This is a genomic window from Siccibacter colletis, from assembly GCF_025914095.1.
GTDB classification, from domain to species: domain Bacteria; phylum Pseudomonadota; class Gammaproteobacteria; order Enterobacterales; family Enterobacteriaceae; genus Siccibacter; species Siccibacter colletis.
Genome location: NZ_CP074352.1, coordinates 682,578 through 704,682 on the forward strand (window position 1 = coordinate 682,578; position 22,105 = coordinate 704,682).

Annotated in this window: 19 protein-coding genes and 1 riboswitch; of the genes, 14 read left to right on the plus strand and 5 right to left on the minus strand. The window is 57.0% G+C overall.

Going from position 1 to position 22,105, the window contains the following annotated elements:
• Nucleotides 1–15: 15 nt before the first annotated feature.
• A riboswitch (TPP riboswitch) is annotated at nt 16–117 on the minus strand.
• Nucleotides 118–180: 63 nt separating this feature from the next.
• On the minus strand, nt 181–1,839 hold the full coding sequence (sgrR, locus tag KFZ77_RS03395) for an HTH-type transcriptional regulator SgrR (RefSeq protein WP_264385441.1): 1,659 nt from the start codon (nt 1,837–1,839) through the stop codon (nt 181–183).
• A gap of 89 nt (nt 1,840–1,928) precedes the next feature.
• Between sgrR and sgrT the strand changes: the two genes are divergently transcribed.
• From sgrT to KFZ77_RS03410, 3 genes are all read left to right on the plus strand, one after another.
• Nucleotides 1,929–2,105, plus strand: a complete 177-nt coding sequence (gene sgrT / locus KFZ77_RS03400; protein WP_264385442.1) for a glucose uptake inhibitor SgrT — start codon at nt 1,929–1,931, stop codon at nt 2,103–2,105.
• 100 nt (nt 2,106–2,205) lie between these two features.
• Entirely contained in the window at nt 2,206–3,384 is a 1,179-nt protein-coding gene (locus KFZ77_RS03405; protein ID WP_264385443.1) for a sugar efflux transporter, read from the plus strand.
• Between the two features lie 222 nt (nt 3,385–3,606).
• Nucleotides 3,607–3,759, plus strand: coding sequence for a Hok/Gef family protein (locus KFZ77_RS03410; RefSeq protein ID WP_264385444.1), 153 nt, complete (start codon nt 3,607–3,609; stop codon nt 3,757–3,759).
• A 94-nt stretch (nt 3,760–3,853) separates the two neighbouring features.
• Here KFZ77_RS03410 and leuD read toward each other — a convergent pair whose 3' ends face one another.
• Genes leuD through leuA form a run of 4 tightly spaced genes read right to left on the minus strand, consistent with a single transcriptional unit; the run spans nt 3,854 to nt 8,535 of the window.
• Entirely contained in the window at nt 3,854–4,459 is a 606-nt protein-coding gene (gene leuD, locus KFZ77_RS03415) for a 3-isopropylmalate dehydratase small subunit (RefSeq protein ID WP_264385445.1), read from the minus strand.
• Nucleotides 4,460–4,469: 10 nt separating this feature from the next.
• Nucleotides 4,470–5,870, minus strand: a complete 1,401-nt coding sequence (gene leuC, locus KFZ77_RS03420; protein WP_264385446.1) for a 3-isopropylmalate dehydratase large subunit — start codon at nt 5,868–5,870, stop codon at nt 4,470–4,472.
• Nucleotides 5,871–5,872: 2 nt separating this feature from the next.
• Nucleotides 5,873–6,964, minus strand: coding sequence for a 3-isopropylmalate dehydrogenase (gene leuB / locus KFZ77_RS03425; protein ID WP_264385447.1), 1,092 nt, complete (start codon nt 6,962–6,964; stop codon nt 5,873–5,875).
• Nucleotides 6,964–8,535, minus strand: coding sequence for a 2-isopropylmalate synthase (leuA, locus tag KFZ77_RS03430; RefSeq protein WP_264385448.1), 1,572 nt, complete (start codon nt 8,533–8,535; stop codon nt 6,964–6,966). Before leuA ends, leuB begins: the two co-directional genes overlap by 1 nt.
• A gap of 789 nt (nt 8,536–9,324) precedes the next feature.
• Here leuA and leuO point away from each other — a divergent pair.
• From leuO to mraY, 11 genes are all read left to right on the plus strand, one after another.
• A complete protein-coding gene (gene leuO, locus KFZ77_RS03435; RefSeq protein WP_264385449.1) occupies nt 9,325–10,269 on the plus strand; it encodes a transcriptional regulator LeuO in 945 nt (314 codons plus the stop codon).
• A gap of 403 nt (nt 10,270–10,672) precedes the next feature.
• A complete protein-coding gene (gene ilvI, locus KFZ77_RS03440) occupies nt 10,673–12,397 on the plus strand; it encodes an acetolactate synthase 3 large subunit (RefSeq protein ID WP_264385450.1) in 1,725 nt (574 codons plus the stop codon).
• A 2-nt stretch (nt 12,398–12,399) separates the two neighbouring features.
• Nucleotides 12,400–12,891, plus strand: coding sequence for an acetolactate synthase small subunit (ilvN, locus tag KFZ77_RS03445; protein WP_031518587.1), 492 nt, complete (start codon nt 12,400–12,402; stop codon nt 12,889–12,891).
• A 182-nt stretch (nt 12,892–13,073) separates the two neighbouring features.
• Nucleotides 13,074–14,078 carry a catabolite repressor/activator gene (gene cra / locus KFZ77_RS03450; RefSeq protein ID WP_031518585.1) on the plus strand — a complete coding sequence of 335 codons (1,005 nt, stop codon included), beginning with the start codon at nt 13,074–13,076 and terminating at the stop codon, nt 14,076–14,078.
• Between the two features lie 566 nt (nt 14,079–14,644).
• Nucleotides 14,645–15,103, plus strand: a complete 459-nt coding sequence (gene mraZ, locus KFZ77_RS03455; RefSeq protein ID WP_264385451.1) for a division/cell wall cluster transcriptional repressor MraZ — start codon at nt 14,645–14,647, stop codon at nt 15,101–15,103.
• 2 nt (nt 15,104–15,105) lie between these two features.
• Nucleotides 15,106–16,047, plus strand: a complete 942-nt coding sequence (gene rsmH, locus KFZ77_RS03460) for a 16S rRNA (cytosine(1402)-N(4))-methyltransferase RsmH (RefSeq protein ID WP_264385452.1) — start codon at nt 15,106–15,108, stop codon at nt 16,045–16,047.
• Nucleotides 16,044–16,415 (plus strand): cell division protein FtsL, encoded by a 372-nt coding sequence (ftsL, locus tag KFZ77_RS03465; protein ID WP_031518580.1) that lies wholly within the window; start codon nt 16,044–16,046, stop codon nt 16,413–16,415. The genes rsmH and ftsL overlap by 4 nt, the downstream gene beginning before the upstream one ends.
• 18 nt (nt 16,416–16,433) lie before the next feature.
• A complete protein-coding gene (locus KFZ77_RS03470) occupies nt 16,434–18,200 on the plus strand; it encodes a peptidoglycan glycosyltransferase FtsI (RefSeq protein ID WP_031518579.1) in 1,767 nt (588 codons plus the stop codon).
• On the plus strand, nt 18,187–19,674 hold the full coding sequence (murE, locus tag KFZ77_RS03475; RefSeq protein ID WP_264385453.1) for a UDP-N-acetylmuramoyl-L-alanyl-D-glutamate--2,6-diaminopimelate ligase: 1,488 nt from the start codon (nt 18,187–18,189) through the stop codon (nt 19,672–19,674). Before KFZ77_RS03470 ends, murE begins: the two co-directional genes overlap by 14 nt.
• A complete protein-coding gene (murF, locus tag KFZ77_RS03480; protein WP_264385454.1) occupies nt 19,671–21,029 on the plus strand; it encodes a UDP-N-acetylmuramoyl-tripeptide--D-alanyl-D-alanine ligase in 1,359 nt (452 codons plus the stop codon). The genes murE and murF overlap by 4 nt, the downstream gene beginning before the upstream one ends.
• On the plus strand, nt 21,023–22,105 hold the full coding sequence (gene mraY, locus KFZ77_RS03485; protein WP_031518574.1) for a phospho-N-acetylmuramoyl-pentapeptide-transferase: 1,083 nt from the start codon (nt 21,023–21,025) through the stop codon (nt 22,103–22,105). The genes murF and mraY overlap by 7 nt, the downstream gene beginning before the upstream one ends.

Consider the following 22,105-nt stretch of genomic DNA (forward strand, 5'->3'; position numbering starts at 1 on the left):
AGGGGGCAAAGGATTTTGAGCAGCAGCCTCAAATCCCTTCGCCGGCGTTATCCGGATCAGGTTCGACGGGTATTATCTCAGCGCCGATCGGTTGACAGGGCACCCCGTTGAGAACGTCTTGCATTGTAATGATTTGGTTAATTAATGAAAGTGGCCCGTCAATTATTCCCTTACGCGGCGTTAAGGCTCCGGTGGGGCGAACCATGCCGATTTGAAGTCAAACCAGCCCAGCGTGTTCATGCGTACCCCACGCATGCTGCGCTGACCCTGAATGGTCAGCCAGTGGTGGATCAGGGGAAAGATATCAAGCTGTTCCACGCGCTGCTGGCACCACTCCGGCAGGGCAAGCTCCCCGGCGCGCCAGCGCCTGGCATCCGCCTGCCAGTCGATGGGAATGCAGTTGTGCATCAGCGGCATCTCATACAGATGGGCAAACAGTGAGAACTCCAGCGGCAGCGTAAAGTTAGCGCTGTTGAGCCACAGATCGCTCACCTCGTCGCCCTGATGCCAGGCTTCGTAGCTCACCTCGTTAATGATCAGGCGCACCTGATGTTCTGCCAGCAGGGTTTCCATCACCTGGGCGATAACGCGGTGCTCAACGTGGTCGCGGTAGAAGGTCAGGGTCAGGCTTTCAAGACCGGCCGGCGGCGGATAATCCGCTTTCTGCGGAGCATGGTGCCAGCGCGGCAGCAGCCCATACGCCGGGAACCAGTAGCGCTGGTTACTTCTGGCTGCGTGATAAATGAGATTCACCGGCGAGAGCACCTGGCTTAGCCAGCGTCGCACTGCGCTGTTTGCGCCGCAGCGGGAGCGCGAATCAAACAGCAGATAGTAGCAGCCCTCCTCAAGGCGGGTTTCCACGGCTTTCTCATCGCCGCTCGCGCCTTCCAGATGCACGCCGCTGCTCACTTCTTCGCTGATATCCGGCAGCACCCAGAAATTAACTTCGTCGATGAGCGCCCGGTAGCCAAAATAGTCGTCAAAGGCGTGGATTTTCAGCTGGGTATTATTGTTGCGCACCACGGCATAGGGGCCGGTGCCCACCGGACGGCTGGCGTAGTTGGGCATGGTGGGCCACTCCTGCGGCAGGATCATGGTCGCCACGCTGCCCATCAGCCACGGCAGCCACTTGTCCGGCTGGCTGAGGTGTATATCCAGTGTCCACGCGGTGGGGGAGGAGATGTCGGTGATATGCGTGAACAGCGGCTGGGTGCGGATGCGCGTCAGCGAGGCGATAACGTCTTGCATCTCCAGCTCGCGGCCATGATGAAAATGAACGCCGGGGCGCAGGAAAAAACGCCAGTGCAGCGGGGAGATCTGCTGCCAGTGGTGCGCGATATCCGCTTCGATTTCCCCGTTTTCCTCATTTATCAGCGTCAGGGCGCTGAAGATCTGGCGCACGATATGGGTTTCAGAGCGGCGTAGCGCGCTGCCCGGCAGCAGGTTCTGCAGCGGACGGTAGTAGAGCACGCGCAGAATATGTTTGCCCTGACGGAAGCTGCGGCCAAGATGCGATACCACCATGCGGCGCACCGCTGCTTTGTCGCCCACGATCTGCATCAGCTGATCGAGCTTATCCTGCTCCAGCAGGTCGTCAGCCCGCTGCTGCTGAAGCGCCAGTCCGGTATAGAGAAAGGTGAGGGTGGATCGCTTCCCGCGCCCGGCTTCGGCCTGCCAGGCAAGCCACCCCTCGGCCTGCATGGCATTGAGCAGGTTACGCATATGACGTCGCGAGCAGGCAAGCCTGTCGGCGAGTTCGCTGAGCGTGGTGTGCTGAGGTTGCCCGTCGCAGCACTGCCAGAGACGGATAAACTGTTGTTGCAGACGCGCCGAGGACATAAAAGGGGAACTCCTGCCGGGAAATTCATCAATTTAATTATCCTCATATTACGCCAATACTTAGCGGCGATGAAAGCGAGGAGGTAATGATGAACAGGTCTTCTGCAAAAGTATTCTGGCAGCGCTATTTCTCCGCCACGCAGGACGTTTCGCCCTCATGGCTGGCACGCCTGAGCGCAATACAACGCGTGCGGATGCTGGAGGATCTGATGCAGTGGGAGGTTACCGCCCGGCCCGTTTATCCCGATCGCAATCGTCATGTGTGACTGAGTATTGGTGTTATCGAACACCCGCCAGCAGTATGCTACTGCTGGCTTTTTTCGTTTATCATTTCTCCTTTCCTCTTTTTAAGCACAAGGATCGCCAATGCGTTGGTTTTTAACCAAAGGCCGCCGCCTGAACCGGGTTTACGTCGCGTTCATGCTGGTCTCTTTTATGATGGGCATTGCGGGTGCGCTGCAGGCACCGACGCTGAGTCTGTTTTTAAGCCGCGAGGTGGGCGCGCGTCCGGTCTGGGTTGGTCTGTTTTATACCGTTAACGCTATCGCCGGGATAGGCGTCAGCCTGTGGCTGGCGCGGCGTTCCGATCGGCAGGGGGATCGCCGGAAACTGATCATGTTCTGTTGCCTGATGGCAATCGGCAACGCTTTGTTGTTCGCTTTCAATCGCCACTACCTGACGCTCATCACCTGCGGCGTGCTGCTGGCCTCCATTGCCAATACCGCCATGCCGCAGGTGTTTGCGCTGGCGCGCGAGTATGCTGACCGCTCAGCCCGGGAAGTGGTGATGTTCAGCTCGGTCATGCGCGCCCAGCTGTCGCTTGCCTGGGTGATTGGTCCGCCGCTGGCGTTTACCCTCGCGCTTAACTACGGCTTCACCACCATGTTTCTTATCGCTGCCGGCATCTTTGCTGTCAGCCTCACACTGATCGCGTTTTCTCTCCCGAGCGTGGAGCGCCTGGAACAACCCGCCGATATGGCGATTACCGAGGTCAGCGGCTGGAAAGATAAAAACGTGCGCCTGCTGTTTATTGCCTCCACGCTGATGTGGACCTGCAACACCATGTACATCATCGATATGCCGCTGTGGATCAGCAGCGAACTGGGCCTGCCGGATACGCTCGCCGGGCTGCTGATGGGCACGGCCGCCGGGCTTGAGATCCCGGCGATGCTGCTGGCCGGCTACTACGTGAAGCGCTTTGGCAAGCGGCGCATGATGGTCACGGCGGTGATGTCAGGAGTGCTGTTTTATCTTGGGCTGAACCTGTTCCATACCCGCGAAGCGTTGCTGCTCCTGCAGCTGTTTAACGCCGTCTTTATCGGCATTATTGCCGGGATAGGCATGCTGTGGTTTCAGGATCTGATGCCTGGTCGCGCCGGCTCGGCGACCACGCTGTTCACCAACAGTATTTCAACCGGGGTGATTCTGGCCGGGGTCATTCAGGGCGGACTGGCGGAAAGCTTTGGCCATCACACCGTGTACTGGGCCATCGCCGCGCTTTCAGTGGTCACGCTGGGGATGACCATGCGGGTAAAGGACGTGTGATTTGCTGGAAGCACGCTCGAAGAATGGAATCTTGGTTCTGACAGGCGGAGCGGCAAAAGGTAGTGTTGCTGCGGGTGCCTGAGGCTATCGGCCTTAAGCCGGTGCTGAAGGGCTGGCAGTGGAAAGCCCCACACGACTATAAATCGATGTGGGGGGACTACCCTACCACCCAAACACTGAGAGGGTAGTCTCCCTGTCGCTGAAAAGCAATATGGAGGCTGGATGCGAAAACGGAAATTGCTGCCAGGGCTGTTGACGATCTGTATAACGCTACTGATCTTTACCTGGATGGTGCGTGATTCGCTATGTGAATTGCGCTTCAGACAGGAAAAAATGGAACTGGTGGCAGTGCTGGCTTACGACGCCGGACGTTAAACTCATTGGCGGGGAGCTATCCCCGCCTCTTTTCAGGTGCAGGTGCTGCTCATGCACCCATTCGTAATGGCCCGCAGGACGCGGGCCATTACCCTTATCCCATAAACGCAGGCTGTTTTTGCTCGTAAGCGCTGATGGCATCGTCGTGTTGCAGCGTCAGGCCGATGCTGTCGAGGCCGTTAAGCATGCAGTGACGACGAAAGGCATCAATACTGAAGCGATACTGTTTGTCACCAGCCTTCACCACTTCGGCTTCGAGATCCACTTCGAAACGGATGCCCGGATTAGCCTTAACCAGGCTAAACATCTCATCGACTTCCGCATCGCTGAGTTTCACCGGCAGCAGCTGGTTATTAAAGCTGTTGCCGTAGAAAATATCGGCGAAGCTCGGGGCAATAACCACTTTAAAGCCGTAGTCGGTCAGTGCCCAGGGGGCATGCTCACGCGACGAGCCGCAACCAAAGTTTTCCCGCGCCAGCAGGATAGATGCGCCTTTATACTCCGGAAAGTTAAGCACGAACTCAGGGTTCGGCTGCTCGCCTTTGTCGTCCAGAAAACGCCAGTCGTTAAACAGGTGCGCGCCGAAGCCGGTGCGGGTTACCTTCTGCAAAAACTGTTTCGGAATGATCGCGTCGGTATCAACATTCGCGGCATCCAGAGGCACGACCAGGCCAGTATGCTGAGTAAATTTTTCTGCCATGGTGAACTCCTTATTTCAGACCACGAATATCAGCGAAATGCCCGCTTACGGCGGCGGCGGCGGCCATTGCCGGGCTGACCAGATGCGTGCGGCCACCGCGGCCCTGACGCCCTTCGAAATTACGGTTGCTGGTTGAGGCGCAGCGTTCGCCCGGGTTCAGACGGTCGTTGTTCATCGCCAGGCACATGGAGCAGCCCGGTAAACGCCATTCGAAACCGGCTTCGATGAAAATCTTATCCAGCCCTTCGGCTTCGGCCTGGGCTTTTACCGGGCCGGAGCCTGGCACCACCAGCGCCTGCACGCCTGGGGCGACTTTACGCCCTTTCGCAATCTCGGCCGCAGCGCGTAAATCTTCGATGCGTGAGTTGGTGCAGGAGCCGATAAACACCTTGTCGATGGCGACGTCGGTCAGCGGTACGCCGGGTTTCAGGCCCATGTAGGCGAGGGCTTTTTCCGCACTGGCGCGCTCAACCGGGTCGGCGAACGATGCCGGGTCCGGAATGGCGTCGGTGACAGAAATCACCTGGCCGGGATTGGTCCCCCATGTCACCTGCGGTGCAATCTCCTCGGCCTGCAGCGTGACCACGCTGTCGAACTGTGCGCCTTCGTCAGTGTGCAGGGTTTTCCAGTACGCTACCGCGTCATCGTAATCGTTGCCCTTTGGCGCATGCAGACGACCTTTAACATAGTTGAAGGTGATCTCATCCGGTGCGACCAGCCCGGCTTTGGCACCCATCTCAATCGCCATGTTGCACAGGGTCATGCGGCCTTCCATGCTCAGGGCGCGAATTGCGTCGCCGCAGAACTCCACCACATAGCCGGTGCCGCCGGCGCTGCCGGTTTTACCAATGATCGCCAGCACGATGTCTTTTGCGGTGATGCCTGGTGCTGCTACGCCGTTAACTTCGATCTTCATTGTTTTAGCCCGGCCCTGCTTGAGGGTCTGGGTCGCCAGCACGTGCTCCACTTCGGAGGTGCCGATGCCAAACGCCAGCGCACCAAACGCGCCGTGGGTGGCGGTGTGGGAGTCGCCGCAGACGATGGTCATGCCGGGCAGAGTAATGCCCTGTTCCGGCCCCATCACGTGGACGATGCCCTGGTATGGGTGGTTCAGGTCGTACAGCTCAACGCCAAACTCGTTGCAGTTCTTAATCAGCTCCTGCATCTGGATACGCGCCATCTCGCCGGAGGCGTTGATGTCTTTGGTCTGGGTCGATACGTTGTGATCCATAGTCGCAAACGTCTTCGCGGGCTGGCGTACCGGGCGACCGTGGGCGCGCAGGCCGTCAAAAGCCTGCGGTGAGGTCACTTCATGCACCAGGTGACGGTCGATATAGAGCAATGGCGTCTCATTTTGCGCTTCATACACCACGTGAGCGTCAAACAGCTTCTGGTATAAGGTCTTTGCCATGATTACACCCCTTCGGCCACATAGCGGGCGATGATGTCGCCCATTTCATCGGTGCTGACTGCCTGGCCATCGCGGGCCAGATCGCGGGTGCGTACGCCTTCTTCCAGCGCGCGGTTAATGGCACGCTCAACGGCAGCGGCTGCCTCGTCGGCTTCCAGGCTGTAGCGCAGCAGCAGCGCCAGCGACAGGATCTGCGCAACCGGGTTGGCAATGTTTTTCCCGGCGATGTCCGGCGCGGAGCCGCCCGCGGGCTCATAGAGGCCAAAGCCCTGCTCATTGAGGCTGGCTGACGGCAGCATCCCCATCGAGCCGGTGATCATCGCGCACTCATCAGAGAGAATGTCGCCGAACAGGTTGGAGCACAGCAGCACGTCGAACTGCGATGGATCTTTGATCAACTGCATGGTGGCGTTGTCGATATACATATGCGCCAGCTCGACATCCGGATATTCGCTGGCAATCTCATTAACGATCTCGCGCCACAGCAGCGAGGTTTGCAGTACGTTCGCCTTATCAATAGAGGTCACTTTGCTGCGGCGCTTGCGGGCCGATTCAAACGCGATACGGGCAATGCGCTCGATTTCGAAGCGGTGGTAAACCTCGGTATCAAACGCTTTTTCATGCATACCGCTGCCTTCGCGCCCTTTCGGCTGGCCAAAATAGATGCCGCCGGTCAGCTCACGCACGCACAGAATGTCGAAGCCGTTAGCGGCGATATCGGCACGCAGCGGACAGAACGCTTCCAGGCCCTGGTATAATTTCGCCGGACGCAGATTACTGAACAGCTTGAAGTGTTTACGCAGCGGCAGCAGGGCGCCACGCTCCGGCTGCTGGGCTGGCGGTAAATGTTCCCATTTCGGGCCGCCGACAGAGCCAAACAGGATGGCGTCGGCCTGCTCACAGCCTTCCACCGTTGCCTGCGGCAGCGGGTTGCCGTGACGATCGATAGCCACGCCGCCCACGTCGTAGTGGCTGGTGGTAATGCGTATTTCAAAGCGCTGACGCACGGCTGCCAGTACTTTCAGGGCTTGCGCCATCACTTCCGGGCCAATTCCGTCGCCCGGCAAAACGGCAATATGATAATTTTTAGACATCACGCGGTTTCCTGATTGTGTTCTTTATTTTGTGCTTTGCGTTGCAACTCTTTTTCCACTTCACCGGCACGCCAGATGTTGTTCAGCACGTGCACCATCGCACGGGCAGACGACTCGACGATATCGGTGGTCAGGCCCATACCGTGGAAGCGGCGGCCGTTATAGTTCACCACGATATCGACCTGGCCCAGGGCATCCTTACCGTGGCCTTTGGCGCTCAGGCCGTATTTCACCAGCTCAATGTTGTAGTCGGTGATGCGGTTGATCGCCTGGTACACCGCGTCAACCGGGCCGTTACCGTTGGCGGCTTCGGCTTTCACCTCATCGCCACAGGCCAGTTTCACCGCCGCTGTCGCAATGTCATTGGAGCCTGACTGCACGCTGAAGTAGTCGAGACGGAAATGCTCCGGCTCCTCCTGCTGTTTGTTGATGAAGGCCAGCGCTTCCAGGTCATAGTCGAATACCTGACCCTTTTTATCCGCCAGCTTCAGGAAGGCGGCGTACAGATCGTCCAGGCTGTAGTCATTCTCGTGATAGCCCATCTCTTCCATGCGGTGTTTGACTGCCGCACGCCCGGAGCGGGAGGTCAGGTTCAACTGCACCTGATTCAGGCCAATAGACTCCGGGGTCATAATTTCGTAGTTTTCGCGGTTTTTCAGCACGCCGTCCTGGTGGATGCCCGACGAGTGAGCGAACGCGCCGGAGCCGATGACCGCTTTGTTGGCCGGGATCGGCATATTGCAGATCTGACTCACGGTCTGACTGGTGCGCCAGATTTCGTGGTAGTTGATGTTGGTATGCACGTTCAGCATCGCCTGGCGCAGTTTGATCGCCATGATGACCTCTTCCAGCGCGCAGTTGCCAGCGCGCTCGCCGATACCGTTCAGCGTGCCCTCAACCTGACGCGCTCCGGCGTTTACCGCCGCCACAGCGTTGCCGACAGCCATCCCCAGATCGTCATGGGTGTGGACGGAAATAATCGCTTTATCAATGTTCGGCACGCGTTCATACAGACCGGTAATGATGTTGCTGAATTCGAAGGGCAGGGTGTAGCCCACGGTGTCAGGAATATTGATGGTTTTTGCACCGGCGTTGATGGCGGCTTCCACTACACGCGCCAGATCTTCAATTGGCGTGCGGCCTGCATCCTCACAGGAGAACTCGACGTCGTCCGTATAGTTACGTGCGCGTTTCACCATATAAACAGCGCGCTCAATCACCTCATCCAGGGTACTGCGCAGTTTGGTCGCGATATGCATCGGCGAGGTAGCGATGAACGTGTGGATACGGAACGCTTCGGCTACTTTCAGCGACTCTGCCGCCACATCGATGTCTTTCTCTACGCAGCGGGCCAGGGCGCAGACGCGGCTGTTTTTCACCTGGCGGGCAATGGTCTGCACCGATTCGAAATCACCCGGTGAAGAGACCGGAAAGCCAACTTCCATTACGTCGATACCCATACGTTCCAGCGCCAGTGCGATTTGCAGCTTCTCTTTAACACTCAGACTGGCCTGTAATGCCTGTTCACCATCACGTAACGTGGTATCGAAAATAATGACTTGCTGGCTCATGATTCGGGTCCTTGTCGTGTACTGGGGCGCCGTGCTGCGAGCATAAAAAAACCCGCGCAGCGGCGCGGGTTTTTTATTCTGTTGGTTCGACTCAGTGTTGCTTGCCGCCCGACAGTCTACCGCGCTCAGTGAAGGCGTTTAGTAGTAGACCGAGAAGGCGAGCAGTGTTGAACATGAATCAAACCTCTGTAAATGCGTGAATATACTTTTAGAGGTACTTGATAGCGTCTGAAGTGTCAACAATTGTTTTGCATGTCACAGTAAATTCACGGGCGACGTGCTGGCAGCGACTTTAGAACAATGTACTGGAGAAAATCCTCATGAAAGCAATATCTAAAAGATCCAAAGTTAGACTCTGATTTTGCCTGTCAATAAGCGTCATTAAAGGCTGTGAGAGGTGCGTTAAAAATAAGAATTAATCTATATGTTATTTGGATGGGTATAATGCTCTAATACTCCCCCCTTTATGAAAGAGCGTGTTTTGCGTCACTCCACAGCGGTGCACGCTTTTGTATTCATAGAGTTAATTATTTTACGGCTAAATATTAATCCCGGGTAATTCGAGTGTCATTTTTATTTTTTTAATCGAAATATTTTAAATGCCATCTGGCTGTGCTGATTTATTACCATTTATTTCACATTTGGTTCTGGTGTTAGCGTGAGATGTCTGAAGAGGGTTATTAAGAGAAAGGGTATTGCCGGTAAGGTTAAATAGCGCGGCGTGCCACGTCTACAGGAAGGCCACGGCAATATGTGGCCAGGGAAGAAATGCGATCAGGGGAGTGGACTATGTCTGATGATCATATCGAAAAGCATCACGGGGTTGATGAAATTAAATCGCAGTTGCGGATGGTGGATCTTAACCTGCTGACCGTGTTTGACGCGGTAATGCAGGAGCAAAACATCACTCGCGCAGCGCACCATCTGGGGATGTCTCAGCCTGCAGTGAGCAATGCCGTATCCCGGCTTAAACTTATGTTTAATGATGAACTTTTTGTTCGTTTCGGCCGGGGCATTCAGCCAACCGCTCGCGCCTATAAGTTATTTGGGTCGGTGCGTCAGGCGCTGCAGCTGATTCAGAATGAACTACCCGGCTCGGGCTTTGAGCCAGTCAGTAGCGAACGGGTATTTAATCTGTGCGTTGCCAGTCCGTTAGATAATCTATTGACGTCAATGATATTTAACCGGATTAAGGAAATTGCGCCTAATATACATCTGATTTTTAAATCCTGTCTGAATCAGAATATTGAGCATCAACTGCGTTATCAGGAGACGGAATTTGTTATTGGCTATGATGAGTTTCGTCGTCCGGAATTTACCTGCGTACCGCTGTTTAAAGATGAAATGGTATTGGTTTGCAGTAACAAGCATCCGCGTATCAATATGCCGATGCGTGAAAGCGATGTATATAATGAGCAACATGCTGTCGTCTCACTGGATCGCTTCGCCTCGTTCAGTCTGCCCTGGTATGACACGCCTGATAAGCAAACCTGTATTGCTTATCAGGGTATGGCAATGACCAGCGTGCTGAATGTGGTATCCCAGACGGAATTAGTGACTATTGCGCCGCGCTGGCTGGCGGAAGAGTTTGCTGACAGCCTGGATCTGAAAATTAATCCGCTGCCGCTTAAGCTTAATAGCCGTACCTGTTATTTATCCTGGCATGAGGCGGCAGGCCGCGATAAAGGGCACCAGTGGATGGAAGAGCTGCTTACCGCCATTTGCCGTAAATAACGCCCTGCCAGAAAATCCACACCGGGAGTGTCGCTCCCGGTTTTTTACTGCCTGCTGCAACATTATTAGCATTTTATTCCGCAAGCAGTGCCGCGCCCATCGCAACGCTGTGTGCCGTTAAAGAAATTTGCTTTAGCGCTACTATCGCCGCCTTTTATAACATTTCCTGTCATTACTTTTGCTTATTCCTGATATTTAACTCGGTTTGCTGCGCTTATTACCGCCTCGCTCCTGACGGCACGGCATTTGTGCGGCTCTGGCTATGCATTGCCTGCCCGATTTTCAGCGGTTATGTTAAGGCGATGATAACGAGTGAAGTGCAGGCCGAGCGGCCTGCAACCTGAGACAGTGCGGAAATGAGTTCCGCAGTCCGTCGATAACAATAACAGCCTGGAGGCAAACCATGGAGATGTTGTCAGGAGCCGAGATGGTCGTCCGATCGCTTATCGATCAGGGCGTTAAGCAGGTGTTCGGTTACCCCGGAGGCGCAGTGCTTGATATTTATGATGCGCTGCATACCGTCGGGGGGATCGATCACGTCCTGGTGCGCCACGAGCAGGCGGCAGTGCACATGGCCGACGGCCTCGCCCGAGCGACGGGCGATGTGGGCGTGGTGCTGGTCACTTCCGGCCCCGGCGCAACCAACGCGATCACCGGTATCGCAACGGCTTATATGGACTCCATTCCTCTGGTGGTGCTTTCCGGACAGGTTGCTACGTCGCTGATCGGCTACGATGCCTTCCAGGAGTGCGACATGGTGGGGATCTCCCGACCAGTGGTGAAGCACAGTTTCCTGGTTAAGCAGACCGAAGATATTCCCGCCGTACTGAAAAAAGCGTTCTGGCTGGCTGCCAGCGGCCGTCCCGGCCCGGTGGTGGTCGATTTGCCGAAGGATATCCTCAATCCGGCGAAGAAATTGCCTTACGTCTGGCCTGAGTCGGTCAGCATGCGCTCATACAACCCGACCACGCAGGGCCATAAAGGCCAGATCAAACGCGCGCTGCAGACCCTGCTGGCGGCGAAAAAACCAGTGATCTACGTGGGCGGCGGGGCGATTAACGCCCACTGTGAAGCTGAACTACGCTCGCTGGCTGAAAAACTGAATCTGCCGGTGGTGTCATCCCTGATGGGTCTGGGCGCATTTCCAGGTACGCACCGCCAGGCGCTGGGCATGCTGGGGATGCACGGTACCTATGAGGCCAACATGACGATGCACAATGCCGATGTGATTTTTGCCGTCGGGGTGCGCTTTGACGATCGCACCACCAATAATCTGGCGAAATACTGCCCGAACGCCACGGTGCTGCACATCGATATCGACCCGACGTCGATCTCAAAAACCGTTAATGCCGATGTGCCGATCGTGGGTGATGCGCTGCAGGTGCTGAGCCAGATGCTGGAACTGTTGCAGCAGGAAGATAACCGCCAGCCGCTGGATGAGATCCGCGACTGGTGGCAGCAGATTGAACAGTGGCGCGCACGCCAGTGCCTGGCGTGGGATCGCGAAAGTCAGGCAATCAAACCGCAGGCGGTGGTGGATACGGTTTATCGTCTGACTAACGGCGATGCCTACGTGACGTCCGACGTGGGTCAGCACCAGATGTTCGCTGCGCTCTACTATACCTTTGACAAGCCGCGCCGCTGGATCAACTCCGGCGGGCTGGGCACCATGGGCTTTGGCCTCCCGGCTGCGCTTGGCGTGAAGCTGGCGCTGCCGAATGAGACGGTGATCTGCGTGACCGGGGACGGCAGCATCCAGATGAACATTCAGGAGCTGTCCACCGCGCTGCAGTATGAGCTGCCGGTGCTGGTGCTCAATCTTAACAACCGCTATCTCGGAATGGTGAAACAGTGGCAGGACATGATCTACTCCGGACGCCACTCGCAGTCCTATATGGAATCACTGCCTGATTTCGCGAAGCTGGCTGAAGCTTATGGCCATGTCGGCATCAGCATCACCCGGCCCGACGAACTGGAAAACAAACTCGCAGCGGCGCTTGAGCAGGTACGTGCCGGTCGCCTGGTATTTGTGGATGTTACGGTTGATGGTACTGAACACGTCTACCCGATGCAGATCCGCGGGGGCGGTATGGACGAAATGTGGTTAAGCAAAACGGAGAGAACCTGATTATGCGCCGGATATTATCAGTACTGCTGGAAAATGAATCGGGCGCACTGTCCCGGGTGATCGGTCTCTTTTCACAGCGCGGCTACAATATTGAGAGTCTGACCGTTGCCCCAACCGACGACCCCACGCTCTCGCGGATGACTATCCAGACCGTGGGCGATGAAAAAGTACTGGAGCAGATCGAAAAGCAGCTGCACAAGCTGGTGGACGTGCTGCGCGTCAGCGAACTGGGGCAGGGCGCGCACGTTGAGCGCGAGATCATGCTGGTGAAAGTGCAGGCGAGCGGTTATGGCCGTGAAGAGGTGAAGCGCAACGCAGAGATATTCCGCGGGCAAATTATCGACGTCACGCCTTCTGTGTATACCGTACAGCTTGCCGGCACCAGCGAGAAGCTGGATGCCTTCCTGGCGACGATCCGCGACGTGGCAAAAGTGGTGGAGGTCGCGCGCTCCGGCGTAGTCGGGCTGGCCCGTGGGGAAAAGATTATGCGCTAAGCCGCGCAAGCGGTTAGCGATATAAAAAACCCGGAGCCTGTTTCCGGGTTTTTTTTCGCCAAAAGCGTCAGGGCAGGCGCGAAAGCGGTTGCCCCTGTTACTGTTCTGCGCTTAGATGTTACAGGATTAAGACGATATCCTTATTGTGACTATGGATAACACACTCAACTCAAGGGGCAATTGTGAAACTGGACGAAATCGCGCGGCTTGCTGGCGTATCCCGTACAACGGCGAGTTATGTCATCAACGGCAAAGCGAAGCAGTATCGCGTCAGTGACAAGACCGTTGAGAAGGTGATGGCAGTAGTGCGTGAGCATAACTATCACCCCAATGCCGTGGCTGCCGGATTGCGCGCCGGTCGTACCCGCTCAATTGGGCTGGTAATTCCCGATCTGGAAAACACCAGTTACACCCGCATTGCCAACTATCTTGAGCGTCAGGCACGCCAGCGCGGTTATCAGCTGCTGATCGCCTGTTCTGAAGATCAGCCGGATAACGAGATGCGCTGCATTGAGCATCTGCTGCAGCGTCAGGTTGATGCCATTATTGTCTCCACGTCTCTGCCGCCGGAGCACCCGTTTTATCAGCGCTGGGCCAACGACACTTTCCCTATCGTCGCACTGGATCGCGCACTCGATCGTGAACATTTCACCAGCGTGGTCGGCGCCGATCAGGATGATGCCCAGATGCTGGCCGAAGAGCTGCGTAAATTCCCGGCGCAGGACGTCCTTTATATGGGCGCGTTACCCGAGCTGTCGGTGAGTTTTCTGCGGGAGCAGGGATTCCGCACGGCGTGGAAGGACGATCCGCGCGAGGTAAAATACCTTTACGCCAACAGCTACGAGCGCGACGCCGCCGGGCAACTGTTTGAAAAATGGCTGGAAACTAACCCGATGCCGCAGGCGCTGTTTACCACCTCGTTTCCTTTATTACAGGGCGTAATGGATGTCACGCTTAAGCGTGAAGGGCGACTGCCGACGGAACTGGCGATTGCCACCTTCGGCGACAACGAACTGCTGGATTTTATTCAGTGCCCGGTGCTGGCGGTGGCGCAGCGTCATCGCGAAGTGGCAGAGCGGGTGCTTGAACTGGTGCTGGCGAATCTGGACGAACCGCGTAAACCTAAACCGGGGCTGAGTCGTATTAAGCGCAGCCTTTATCGCCGCGGCAGCTTAAGCCGGGCATAAAATAAAGGCAGCCAGGCTGCCTTTATTTATATTCGGACTAATCCAGACGCCGTAACCTCACGGTAAAAAAACCGACTATTTTTGCGTACTGCAATCCGTTACTGCTTATACAGGCGTAACCATTCATTGCGCAGGTAGTGTTTTGTTACACATCAAATGCTAAACGCGTCGTGACGTTAACGATTAATCCGGCGCGCTGCTTCCGCATCCCTAACATTGCGCGTCCCGGCAGGCCGGGCCTGGAATCTGGTGCTGTCCTCTTTACCCGATATGGCTTAAAATGCTGCCCGCGTCGCAAACTGAGTACTTATTTCACTTAATTCGTATCCAGCCTGGATTTAACGGTTTCATGCTTGTTAGTCATTTTCTTACAAATATTCATGGCGTTAATTTCACCTCGCCGGTTTATCAGTATTAATTCTGGCGTTCATCACCCGTTAAAGCAGAAACAATTGCCAGGGTCGGCGCAGGTGCCGTCTTGACAAGCTTTTCCTCCGCTCCGTAAACTCGTGGTGGGATTTTGTGGGGTAAAGTGGGGCTCAGGGTTTATTCAGGGTGAGGCTGGCATGTTCCGAGGGGCAACCGTAGTCAATCTCGACAGCAAAGGGCGGTTATCCGTGCCTACCCGTTACCGGGAAACGCTGATTGAGGCCGCTTCCGGTCAAATGGTTTGCACCATTGACATTCATCACCCCTGCCTGCTGCTTTATACCCTTCCCGAATGGGAAATTATTGAACAGAAACTGTCACGCCTGTCGAGCATGAACCCCACCGAGCGCCGCGTGCAGCGTTTGTTGTTAGGGCATGCCAGCGAATGCCAGATGGATAGCGCAGGGCGCTTGCTCCTGGCGCCCGTGCTGCGGCAGCACGCCGGGCTGACAAAAGAAGTGATGCTGGTCGGACAGTTCAATAAGTTTGAGCTGTGGGATGAAACGACCTGGTATCAACAAGTCAGGGATGATATTGACGCTGAACAGTCGTCATCGGACGTCTTGTCTGAGCGGCTTCAGGATTTATCGCTATAACCATGATGGATAATTTTAAACACACCACGGTGCTGCTCGACGAAGCCGTAAACGGCCTCAACATTCGTCCCGATGGCATTTACATTGATGGCACTTTTGGCCGTGGTGGACACTCACGCCTGATTTTGTCGCAGCTTGGCGAACACGGGCGTCTTATTGCGATCGATCGCGATCCGCAGGCGATTGCCGCGGCACAGGCGATCAACGATCCGCGTTTCTCCATCGTGCACGGTCCTTTTTCTGCGCTCGCTGACTATGTCCGCGAGCTTGAGTTCGTTGGCCGCATCGACGGCATTCTTCTCGATCTTGGCGTTTCTTCACCGCAGCTTGACGATCCGGAGCGCGGCTTCTCGTTTATGCGCGACGGGCCGCTGGATATGCGTATGGACCCAAGCCGCGGCCAGTCAGCAGCGGAATGGCTGTTGAAAGCCGAAGAAGCGGACATTGCCTGGGTGCTGAAGACCTTCGGCGAAGAGCGGTTTGCGAAACGTATCGCCCGCGCCATCGTCGAGCGTAACCGCGAGCAGCCGATGACGCGTACCAAAGAGCTGGCTGAAGTGGTTGCTGCCGCCACGCCGGTGAAAGACAAATTCAAACACCCGGCGACTCGTACCTTCCAGGCGGTGCGCATCTGGGTCAACAGTGAACTGGAGGAGATCGAGTCGGCGCTAAAAGGCTCGATTGACGCGCTGGCCCCGGGCGGGCGGCTGTCGATTATCAGTTTCCATTCGCTGGAAGACCGCATTGTGAAACGCTTTATGCGCGAACAGAGCCGCGGTCCGCAGGTTCCGGCCGGGTTACCGATGACCGAGGCGCAGCTCAGCAAGCTGGGTGGTCGTCAATTGAAGGCATTAGGAAAAATGATGCCGGGCGAAGAAGAAGTGGCGGAAAACCCACGCGCCCGTAGTTCAGTGCTGCGTATTGCAGAGAGGACGAACGCATGATCGGCAGAGTGTCGGAGACCCTCAGCAGGGTAACGGGATCGTTAGGAAGCACCGAGCGCCATGCATTGCCTGGCGTGATCGGCAGCGATCTTCTGCGTCAGGGGAAACTGCCACTCTGTCTGTTCATCGCCATCATCGTTACCGCCATCATTGTGGTGACAACCGCGCACCACACCCGTCTGCTTACCGCCCAGCGCGAGCAGTTGGTGCTGGAGCGTGACGCGCTGGATATCGAGTGGCGCAACCTGATTCTCGAAGAGAACGCGCTCGGCGATCACAGCCGGGTTGAGCGGATCGCAACGGATAAGCTCCAGATGCAGCACGTCGATCCGTCGCAGGAAAACATTGTGGTTCAAAAACAGGAATGATGCAGTCATGGTAAACGCATGAGAGCAGCGGGTAAGACGCTAAAACCAAAACGTCAGGACGAACAGGCCAACTTTATCAGTTGGCGTTTTGCGTTGCTGTGCGGCTGTATTTTTCTCGCGCTGGCGTTACTGCTGGGACGTGCAGCCTGGCTGCAAATCATCAACCCCGACATGCTGGTGCGCCAGGGCGATATGCGTTCTCTGCGCGTGCAGGAAGTCGCCACGTCGCGCGGGATGATCACCGATCGCTCCGGTCGTCCGCTGGCGGTGAGCGTGCCGGTGAAAGCCATCTGGGCCGATCCCAAAGAGCTGCATGATGCGGGCGGTATTACGCTGGATAACCGCTGGAAAGCGCTCTCCGATGCGTTGAAGATACCCCTCGATCAGCTGGCGGCACGCGTTAATGCTAACCCGAAAGGGCGCTTCATCTATCTTGCTCGTCAGGTCAATCCCGATCTTGGCGACTACATCAAAAAACTCAGGCTGCCCGGCATTCACCTGCGTGAAGAGTCGCGTCGCTACTACCCTTCCGGCGGCGTGACCGCGCACCTTATTGGCTTTACCAACGTCGACAGTCAGGGAATTGAGGGCGTGGAGAAGAGCTTCGACAAGTGGCTCACCGGCCAGCCGGGCGAGCGCGTGGTGCGTAAAGACCGTTATGGCCGCGTGATTGAAGATATCTCCTCTACCGACAGCCAGGCTGCGCACAACCTGACGCTCAGCATTGATGAACGTCTGCAGGCGCTGGTTTATCGCGAGCTGAACAACGCGGTGGCGTTCAACAAAGCAGAATCCGGTACCGCCGTGCTGGTGGACGTCAATACCGGCGAAGTGCTGGCGATGGCGAACAGCCCGTCCTACAACCCGAATAACCTCGCCGGCACCCCGAAAGACGCAATGCGTAACCGCGCCATCACCGACGTGTTTGAACCCGGTTCAACCGTAAAACCAATGGTGGTGATGACCGCGCTTCAGCGCGGCGTGGTGCAGGAAAACTCGGTGCTTAATACCGTGCCATATCGGGTCAACGGTCATGAGATTAAAGACGTCGCGCGCTACAGCGAGCTGACGCTGACCGGAGTACTACAGAAGTCGAGTAACGTCGGTGTATCCAAGCTGGCGTTAGCGATGCCATCCTCAGCGTTAGTAGATACTTACTCACGCTTTGGACTGGGAAAGGCGACCAATTTGGGGTTGGTCGGAGAACGCAGTGGCTTATATCCTCAAAAACAACGGTGGTCTGACATAGAGAGGGCCACCTTCTCTTTCGGCTACGGGCTAATGGTAACGCCGTTACAGTTAGCGCGTGTCTACGCAACCATTGGCAGCTACGGCATCTACCGTCCGCTGTCGATAACCAAAGTCGACCCACCGGTACCGGGTGAACGCGTGTTCCCTGAATCGCTGGTGCGCTCCGTGGTCCATATGATGGAGAGCGTGGCGCTGCCGGGCGGTGGCGGGGTGAAGGCAGCCATCAAGGGCTACCGTATCGCGATTAAAACCGGTACCGCGAAAAAAGTCGGTCCGGACGGGAAGTACATCAACAAATACATTGCTTACACCGCGGGCGTTGCGCCAGCCAGCCAGCCGCGTTTTGCGCTGGTGGTGGTGATCAACGATCCGCAGGCAGGTAAATATTACGGCGGTGCCGTTTCAGCGCCGGTATTCGGGGCCATCATGGGCGGCGTACTGCGCACCATGAATATCGAACCGGACGCGCTGGCAACGGGTGAGAAAAACGAATTCGTGATTAATCGAGATGAGGCAACAGGTGGCAGATCGTAATTTGCGCGACCTTCTTGCTCCGTGGGTAGCCGGGCTACCTGCGCGAGCGCTACGCGAGATGACCCTCGACAGCCGTGTGGCTGCCGCAGGCGATCTTTTTGTAGCAGTGGTCGGTCATCAGGCGGACGGGCGTCGTTATATCCCGCAGGCAATCGCACAGGGCGTCGCAGCCATTATTGCGGACGCTCAGGGCGAGGCGACCGATGGTGAAGTGCGCGAAATGCATGGCGTGCCGGTTATCTATCTCAGCCAGCTGACGGAGCGTCTGTCCGCGCTGGCAGGCCGTTTTTACCATGAGCCTTCCGACCGGCTGCGTCTGGTCGGTGTGACCGGGACCAACGGTAAAACCACTACCACCCAGTTGCTGGCGCAGTGGGCGCAGCTGCTGGGCGAAACCAGCGCCGTGATGGGTACCGTCGGCAATGGTCTGCTGGGTAAAGTCAGCCCCACCGAAAATACCACCGGCTCGGCGGTAGACGTACAGCAAGTACTTGCTAACCTGGCAGATCAGGGTGCAACGCTGGCGGCGATGGAAGTCTCTTCGCATGGCCTGGTGCAGCATCGCGTAGCGGCACTGAAATTTGCCGCGTCGGTATTTACTAACCTCAGCCGCGACCACCTCGATTACCACGGGGACATGGAGCAGTACGAAGCCGCGAAATGGCAGCTGTTCTCCAGCCATCACTATGGGCAGGCGATCGTTAATGCCGACGATGAAGTCGGTAACCGCTGGCTGGCGAGTCTGCCGGACGCCGTTGCGGTGTCGATGGAAAACAACATCAATCCCGGTTGTCATGGCCGCTGGCTGCGCGCCGACGCGGTGGAGTACCACGACAGCGGAGCCACTATTCGTTTCTCTTCGTCATGGGGCGAGGGCGAGATCGAAAGCCGCCTGATGGGCGCGTTTAACGTCAGCAATCTGCTGCTGGCGCTGGCTACGCTGCTGGCGCTGGAGTATCCGCTCGACGCGCTGCTGAAAACCGCTTCCCGCCTGCAGCCGGTCTGTGGCCGGATGGAAGTGTTCAGCGCACCGGGCAAACCTACCGTCGTGGTGGATTATGCCCATACCCCTGACGCGCTGGAGAAAGCACTGCAGGCCGCGCGCCTGCACTGCGCCGGTAAGCTCTGGTGTGTGTTCGGCTGCGGCGGAGATCGTGACAAAGGCAAACGTCCGCTGATGGGCGCGATTGCTGAAGAGTTCTCTGACGTGGTGATCGTGACCGACGACAATCCGCGCACCGAAGATCCGAAAGCGATTATCACTGATATCCTGGCGGGCATGCTGGACGCTGGCCGCGCGCGCGCCGTTGAAGGCCGTGCCGAAGCGGTGACCAACGCCATTATGCAGGCGCAGGAAAACGACGTCGTGCTGATCGCCGGTAAAGGGCATGAGGATTACCAGATTGTCGGTAATCGCCGTCTCGACTATTCCGATCGCGTTACCGCAGCGCGCTTGCTGGGGGTGGTAGCATGATCCGCGTCTCACTGAGCCAGCTCGCAGGTATTCTGCGCGCCGACCATCACGGCACAGATATCACCATCGGCGATGTGACCACCGACACACGCAAAATCACCCCGGGCTGCCTGTTTGTCGCGCTGAAGGGCGAGCGTTTTGACGCGCACGATTTTGCACAGCAGGCGAAAGATCGCGGCGCGGGCGCGCTGCTGGTGAGCCGTTTGCTGGAGACCGATCTGCCGCAGCTGGTAGTGGAAGACACGCGTCTGGCGTTTGGCGAACTGGGTGCCTGGGTGCGCCAGCAGGTGCCAACCCGCGTTGTCGCGCTCACCGGCTCCTCCGGTAAAACCTCGGTAAAAGAGATGACCGCCTCGATCCTGAATCAGTGCGGCAACACGCTCTATACCGCCGGCAACCTCAACAACGACATCGGCGTGCCAATGACGCTGCTGCGCCTTACCACGGAGCACGACTATGCCGTCATTGAGCTGGGCGCGAATCACCAGGGCGAGATCGCCTGGACCGTCAGCCTGACGCGTCCGGAAGCGGCGCTGGTTAATAACCTGGCGGCAGCGCATCTCGAAGGTTTCGGCTCGCTTGCCGGCGTTGCCAAAGCGAAAGGCGAAATCTTCACCGGCCTGCCCGCTAACGGCATTGCCATTATCAACGCCGACAATAACGACTGGCTGAACTGGCAGAGCGTTATTGGCGAGCGTAAAACCTGGCGCTTCTCACCCAACGCGGCACAGAGCGATTTTACCGCCACTAACGTGCACATGACCGCGCACGGAACTGAATTCACGCTGCAGACCCCGGTCGGCAATATCGACGTCACGCTGCCGCTGCCGGGTCGCCACAACATTGCTAATGCGCTGGCAGCAACCTCGCTGGCAATGGCGGTAGGCGCGTCGCTCGACGCGGTGAAAGCTGGCCTCGCCACGCTCAAAGCCGTGCCGGGCCGTCTGTTCCCGATCCCGCTGAGTGAAAACCAGCTGCTGCTGGATGACTCCTATAACGCTAACGTCGGCTCGATGACCGCCGCCGCGCAGGTGCTGAGCGAAATGCCAGGCATGCGCGTGATGGTGGTTGGCGATATGGCGGAGCTGGGCGACGACGCGCTGGAGTGCCACCGTCAGGTGGGCGAGGCGGCGAAAGCCGCAGGCGTTGACCTGGTGCTGAGCGTCGGCACACTGAGCGAAGCTATCAGCAGTGCCAGCCTGGCTGGCGAACATTTCAAAGAAAAAGGCGCGTTAATCGCGCGTTTACAGCAGCTTATCGCTGAACATTCCCCGATCGTCATTTTAGTGAAGGGCTCACGCAGTGCCGCCATGGAAGAGGTAGTACACGCATTACAGGAGAACAGGACATGTTAGTGTGGCTGGCCGAACATCTGGTCAAATATTATTCCGGCTTTAACGTCTTTTCCTATCTGACGTTCAGGGCCATTGTCAGCCTGCTGACCGCGCTGTTTATCTCTCTGTGGCTGGGGCCGCGCCTGATTGCGCGCCTGCAGGAGCTCTCTTTTGGTCAGGTGGTGCGTAACGATGGTCCGGAGTCGCACTTCAGCAAGCGCGGCACCCCGACCATGGGCGGCATCCTGATCCTGTTCTCTATCGTGGTGTCGGTGCTGCTCTGGGCCTACCCGTCAAACCCGTACGTCTGGTGCGTGCTGTTCGTGCTGGTAGGCTACGGCGCGATTGGCTTCGTCGATGACTATCGCAAAGTGGTGCGTAAAGACACCAAAGGCCTGATCGCGCGCTGGAAGTATTTCTGGATGTCGGTCATCGCGCTGGTGGTAGCCTTTGCGCTCTATCTGGCCGGGAAAGATACCCCTGCGACAGAACTGGTGGTGCCGTTCTTCAAGGACGTGATGCCCCAGCTCGGCATCTTCTACATCCTGCTGGCTTACTTCGTGATTGTTGGCACCGGTAACGCGGTCAACCTGACCGACGGTCTTGATGGTCTGGCTATTATGCCGACCGTGCTGGTCGCGGCGGGCTTTGCGCTGGTGGCCTGGGCGACGGGTAACATGAACTTCGCCAACTATTTGCATATCCCTTATCTGCGTCACGCTGGCGAACTGGTGATTGTGTGTACCGCCATTGTCGGGGCAGGGCTTGGCTTCCTGTGGTTCAACACCTATCCGGCGCAGGTATTTATGGGCGATGTCGGCTCGCTGGCGCTGGGCGGCGCGCTTGGCATCATCGCCGTGCTGCTGCGTCAGGAGTTCCTGCTGCTGATCATGGGCGGCGTCTTCGTGGTGGAAACCCTGTCGGTGATCCTGCAGGTTGGCTCGTTCAAGCTGCGCGGCCAGCGTATTTTCCGTATGGCGCCGATTCATCACCACTATGAACTGAAAGGCTGGCCGGAGCCGCGCGTCATCGTGCGCTTCTGGATTATTTCGCTGATGCTGGTGCTGATTGGCCTGGCAACCCTGAAGGTGCGTTAA

Excerpts from the sequence above, each read along its gene's own strand:
- leuB (WP_264385447.1), bottom strand. The coding sequence starts at position 6,964 with ATGTCTAAAAATTATCATATTGCCGTTTTGCCGGGCGACGGAATTGGC.
- leuO (WP_264385449.1), top strand. The coding sequence starts at position 9,325 with ATGTCTGATGATCATATCGAAAAGCATCACGGGGTTGATGAAATTAAA.
- leuA (WP_264385448.1), bottom strand. The coding sequence starts at position 8,535 with ATGAGCCAGCAAGTCATTATTTTCGATACCACGTTACGTGATGGTGAA.
- leuD (WP_264385445.1), bottom strand. The coding sequence starts at position 4,459 with ATGGCAGAAAAATTTACTCAGCATACTGGCCTGGTCGTGCCTCTGGAT.
- ilvN (WP_031518587.1), top strand. The coding sequence starts at position 12,400 with ATGCGCCGGATATTATCAGTACTGCTGGAAAATGAATCGGGCGCACTG.
- sgrT (WP_264385442.1), top strand. The coding sequence starts at position 1,929 with ATGAACAGGTCTTCTGCAAAAGTATTCTGGCAGCGCTATTTCTCCGCC.
- rsmH (WP_264385452.1), top strand. The coding sequence starts at position 15,106 with ATGATGGATAATTTTAAACACACCACGGTGCTGCTCGACGAAGCCGTA.
- mraZ (WP_264385451.1), top strand. The coding sequence starts at position 14,645 with ATGTTCCGAGGGGCAACCGTAGTCAATCTCGACAGCAAAGGGCGGTTA.
- ilvI (WP_264385450.1), top strand. The coding sequence starts at position 10,673 with ATGGAGATGTTGTCAGGAGCCGAGATGGTCGTCCGATCGCTTATCGAT.
- ftsL (WP_031518580.1), top strand. The coding sequence starts at position 16,044 with ATGATCGGCAGAGTGTCGGAGACCCTCAGCAGGGTAACGGGATCGTTA.
- sgrR (WP_264385441.1), bottom strand. The coding sequence starts at position 1,839 with ATGTCCTCGGCGCGTCTGCAACAACAGTTTATCCGTCTCTGGCAGTGC.
- KFZ77_RS03470 (WP_031518579.1), top strand. The coding sequence starts at position 16,434 with ATGAGAGCAGCGGGTAAGACGCTAAAACCAAAACGTCAGGACGAACAG.
- leuC (WP_264385446.1), bottom strand. The coding sequence starts at position 5,870 with ATGGCAAAGACCTTATACCAGAAGCTGTTTGACGCTCACGTGGTGTAT.
- mraY (WP_031518574.1), top strand. The coding sequence starts at position 21,023 with ATGTTAGTGTGGCTGGCCGAACATCTGGTCAAATATTATTCCGGCTTT.
- murF (WP_264385454.1), top strand. The coding sequence starts at position 19,671 with ATGATCCGCGTCTCACTGAGCCAGCTCGCAGGTATTCTGCGCGCCGAC.
- KFZ77_RS03410 (WP_264385444.1), top strand. The coding sequence starts at position 3,607 with ATGCGAAAACGGAAATTGCTGCCAGGGCTGTTGACGATCTGTATAACG.
- KFZ77_RS03405 (WP_264385443.1), top strand. The coding sequence starts at position 2,206 with ATGCGTTGGTTTTTAACCAAAGGCCGCCGCCTGAACCGGGTTTACGTC.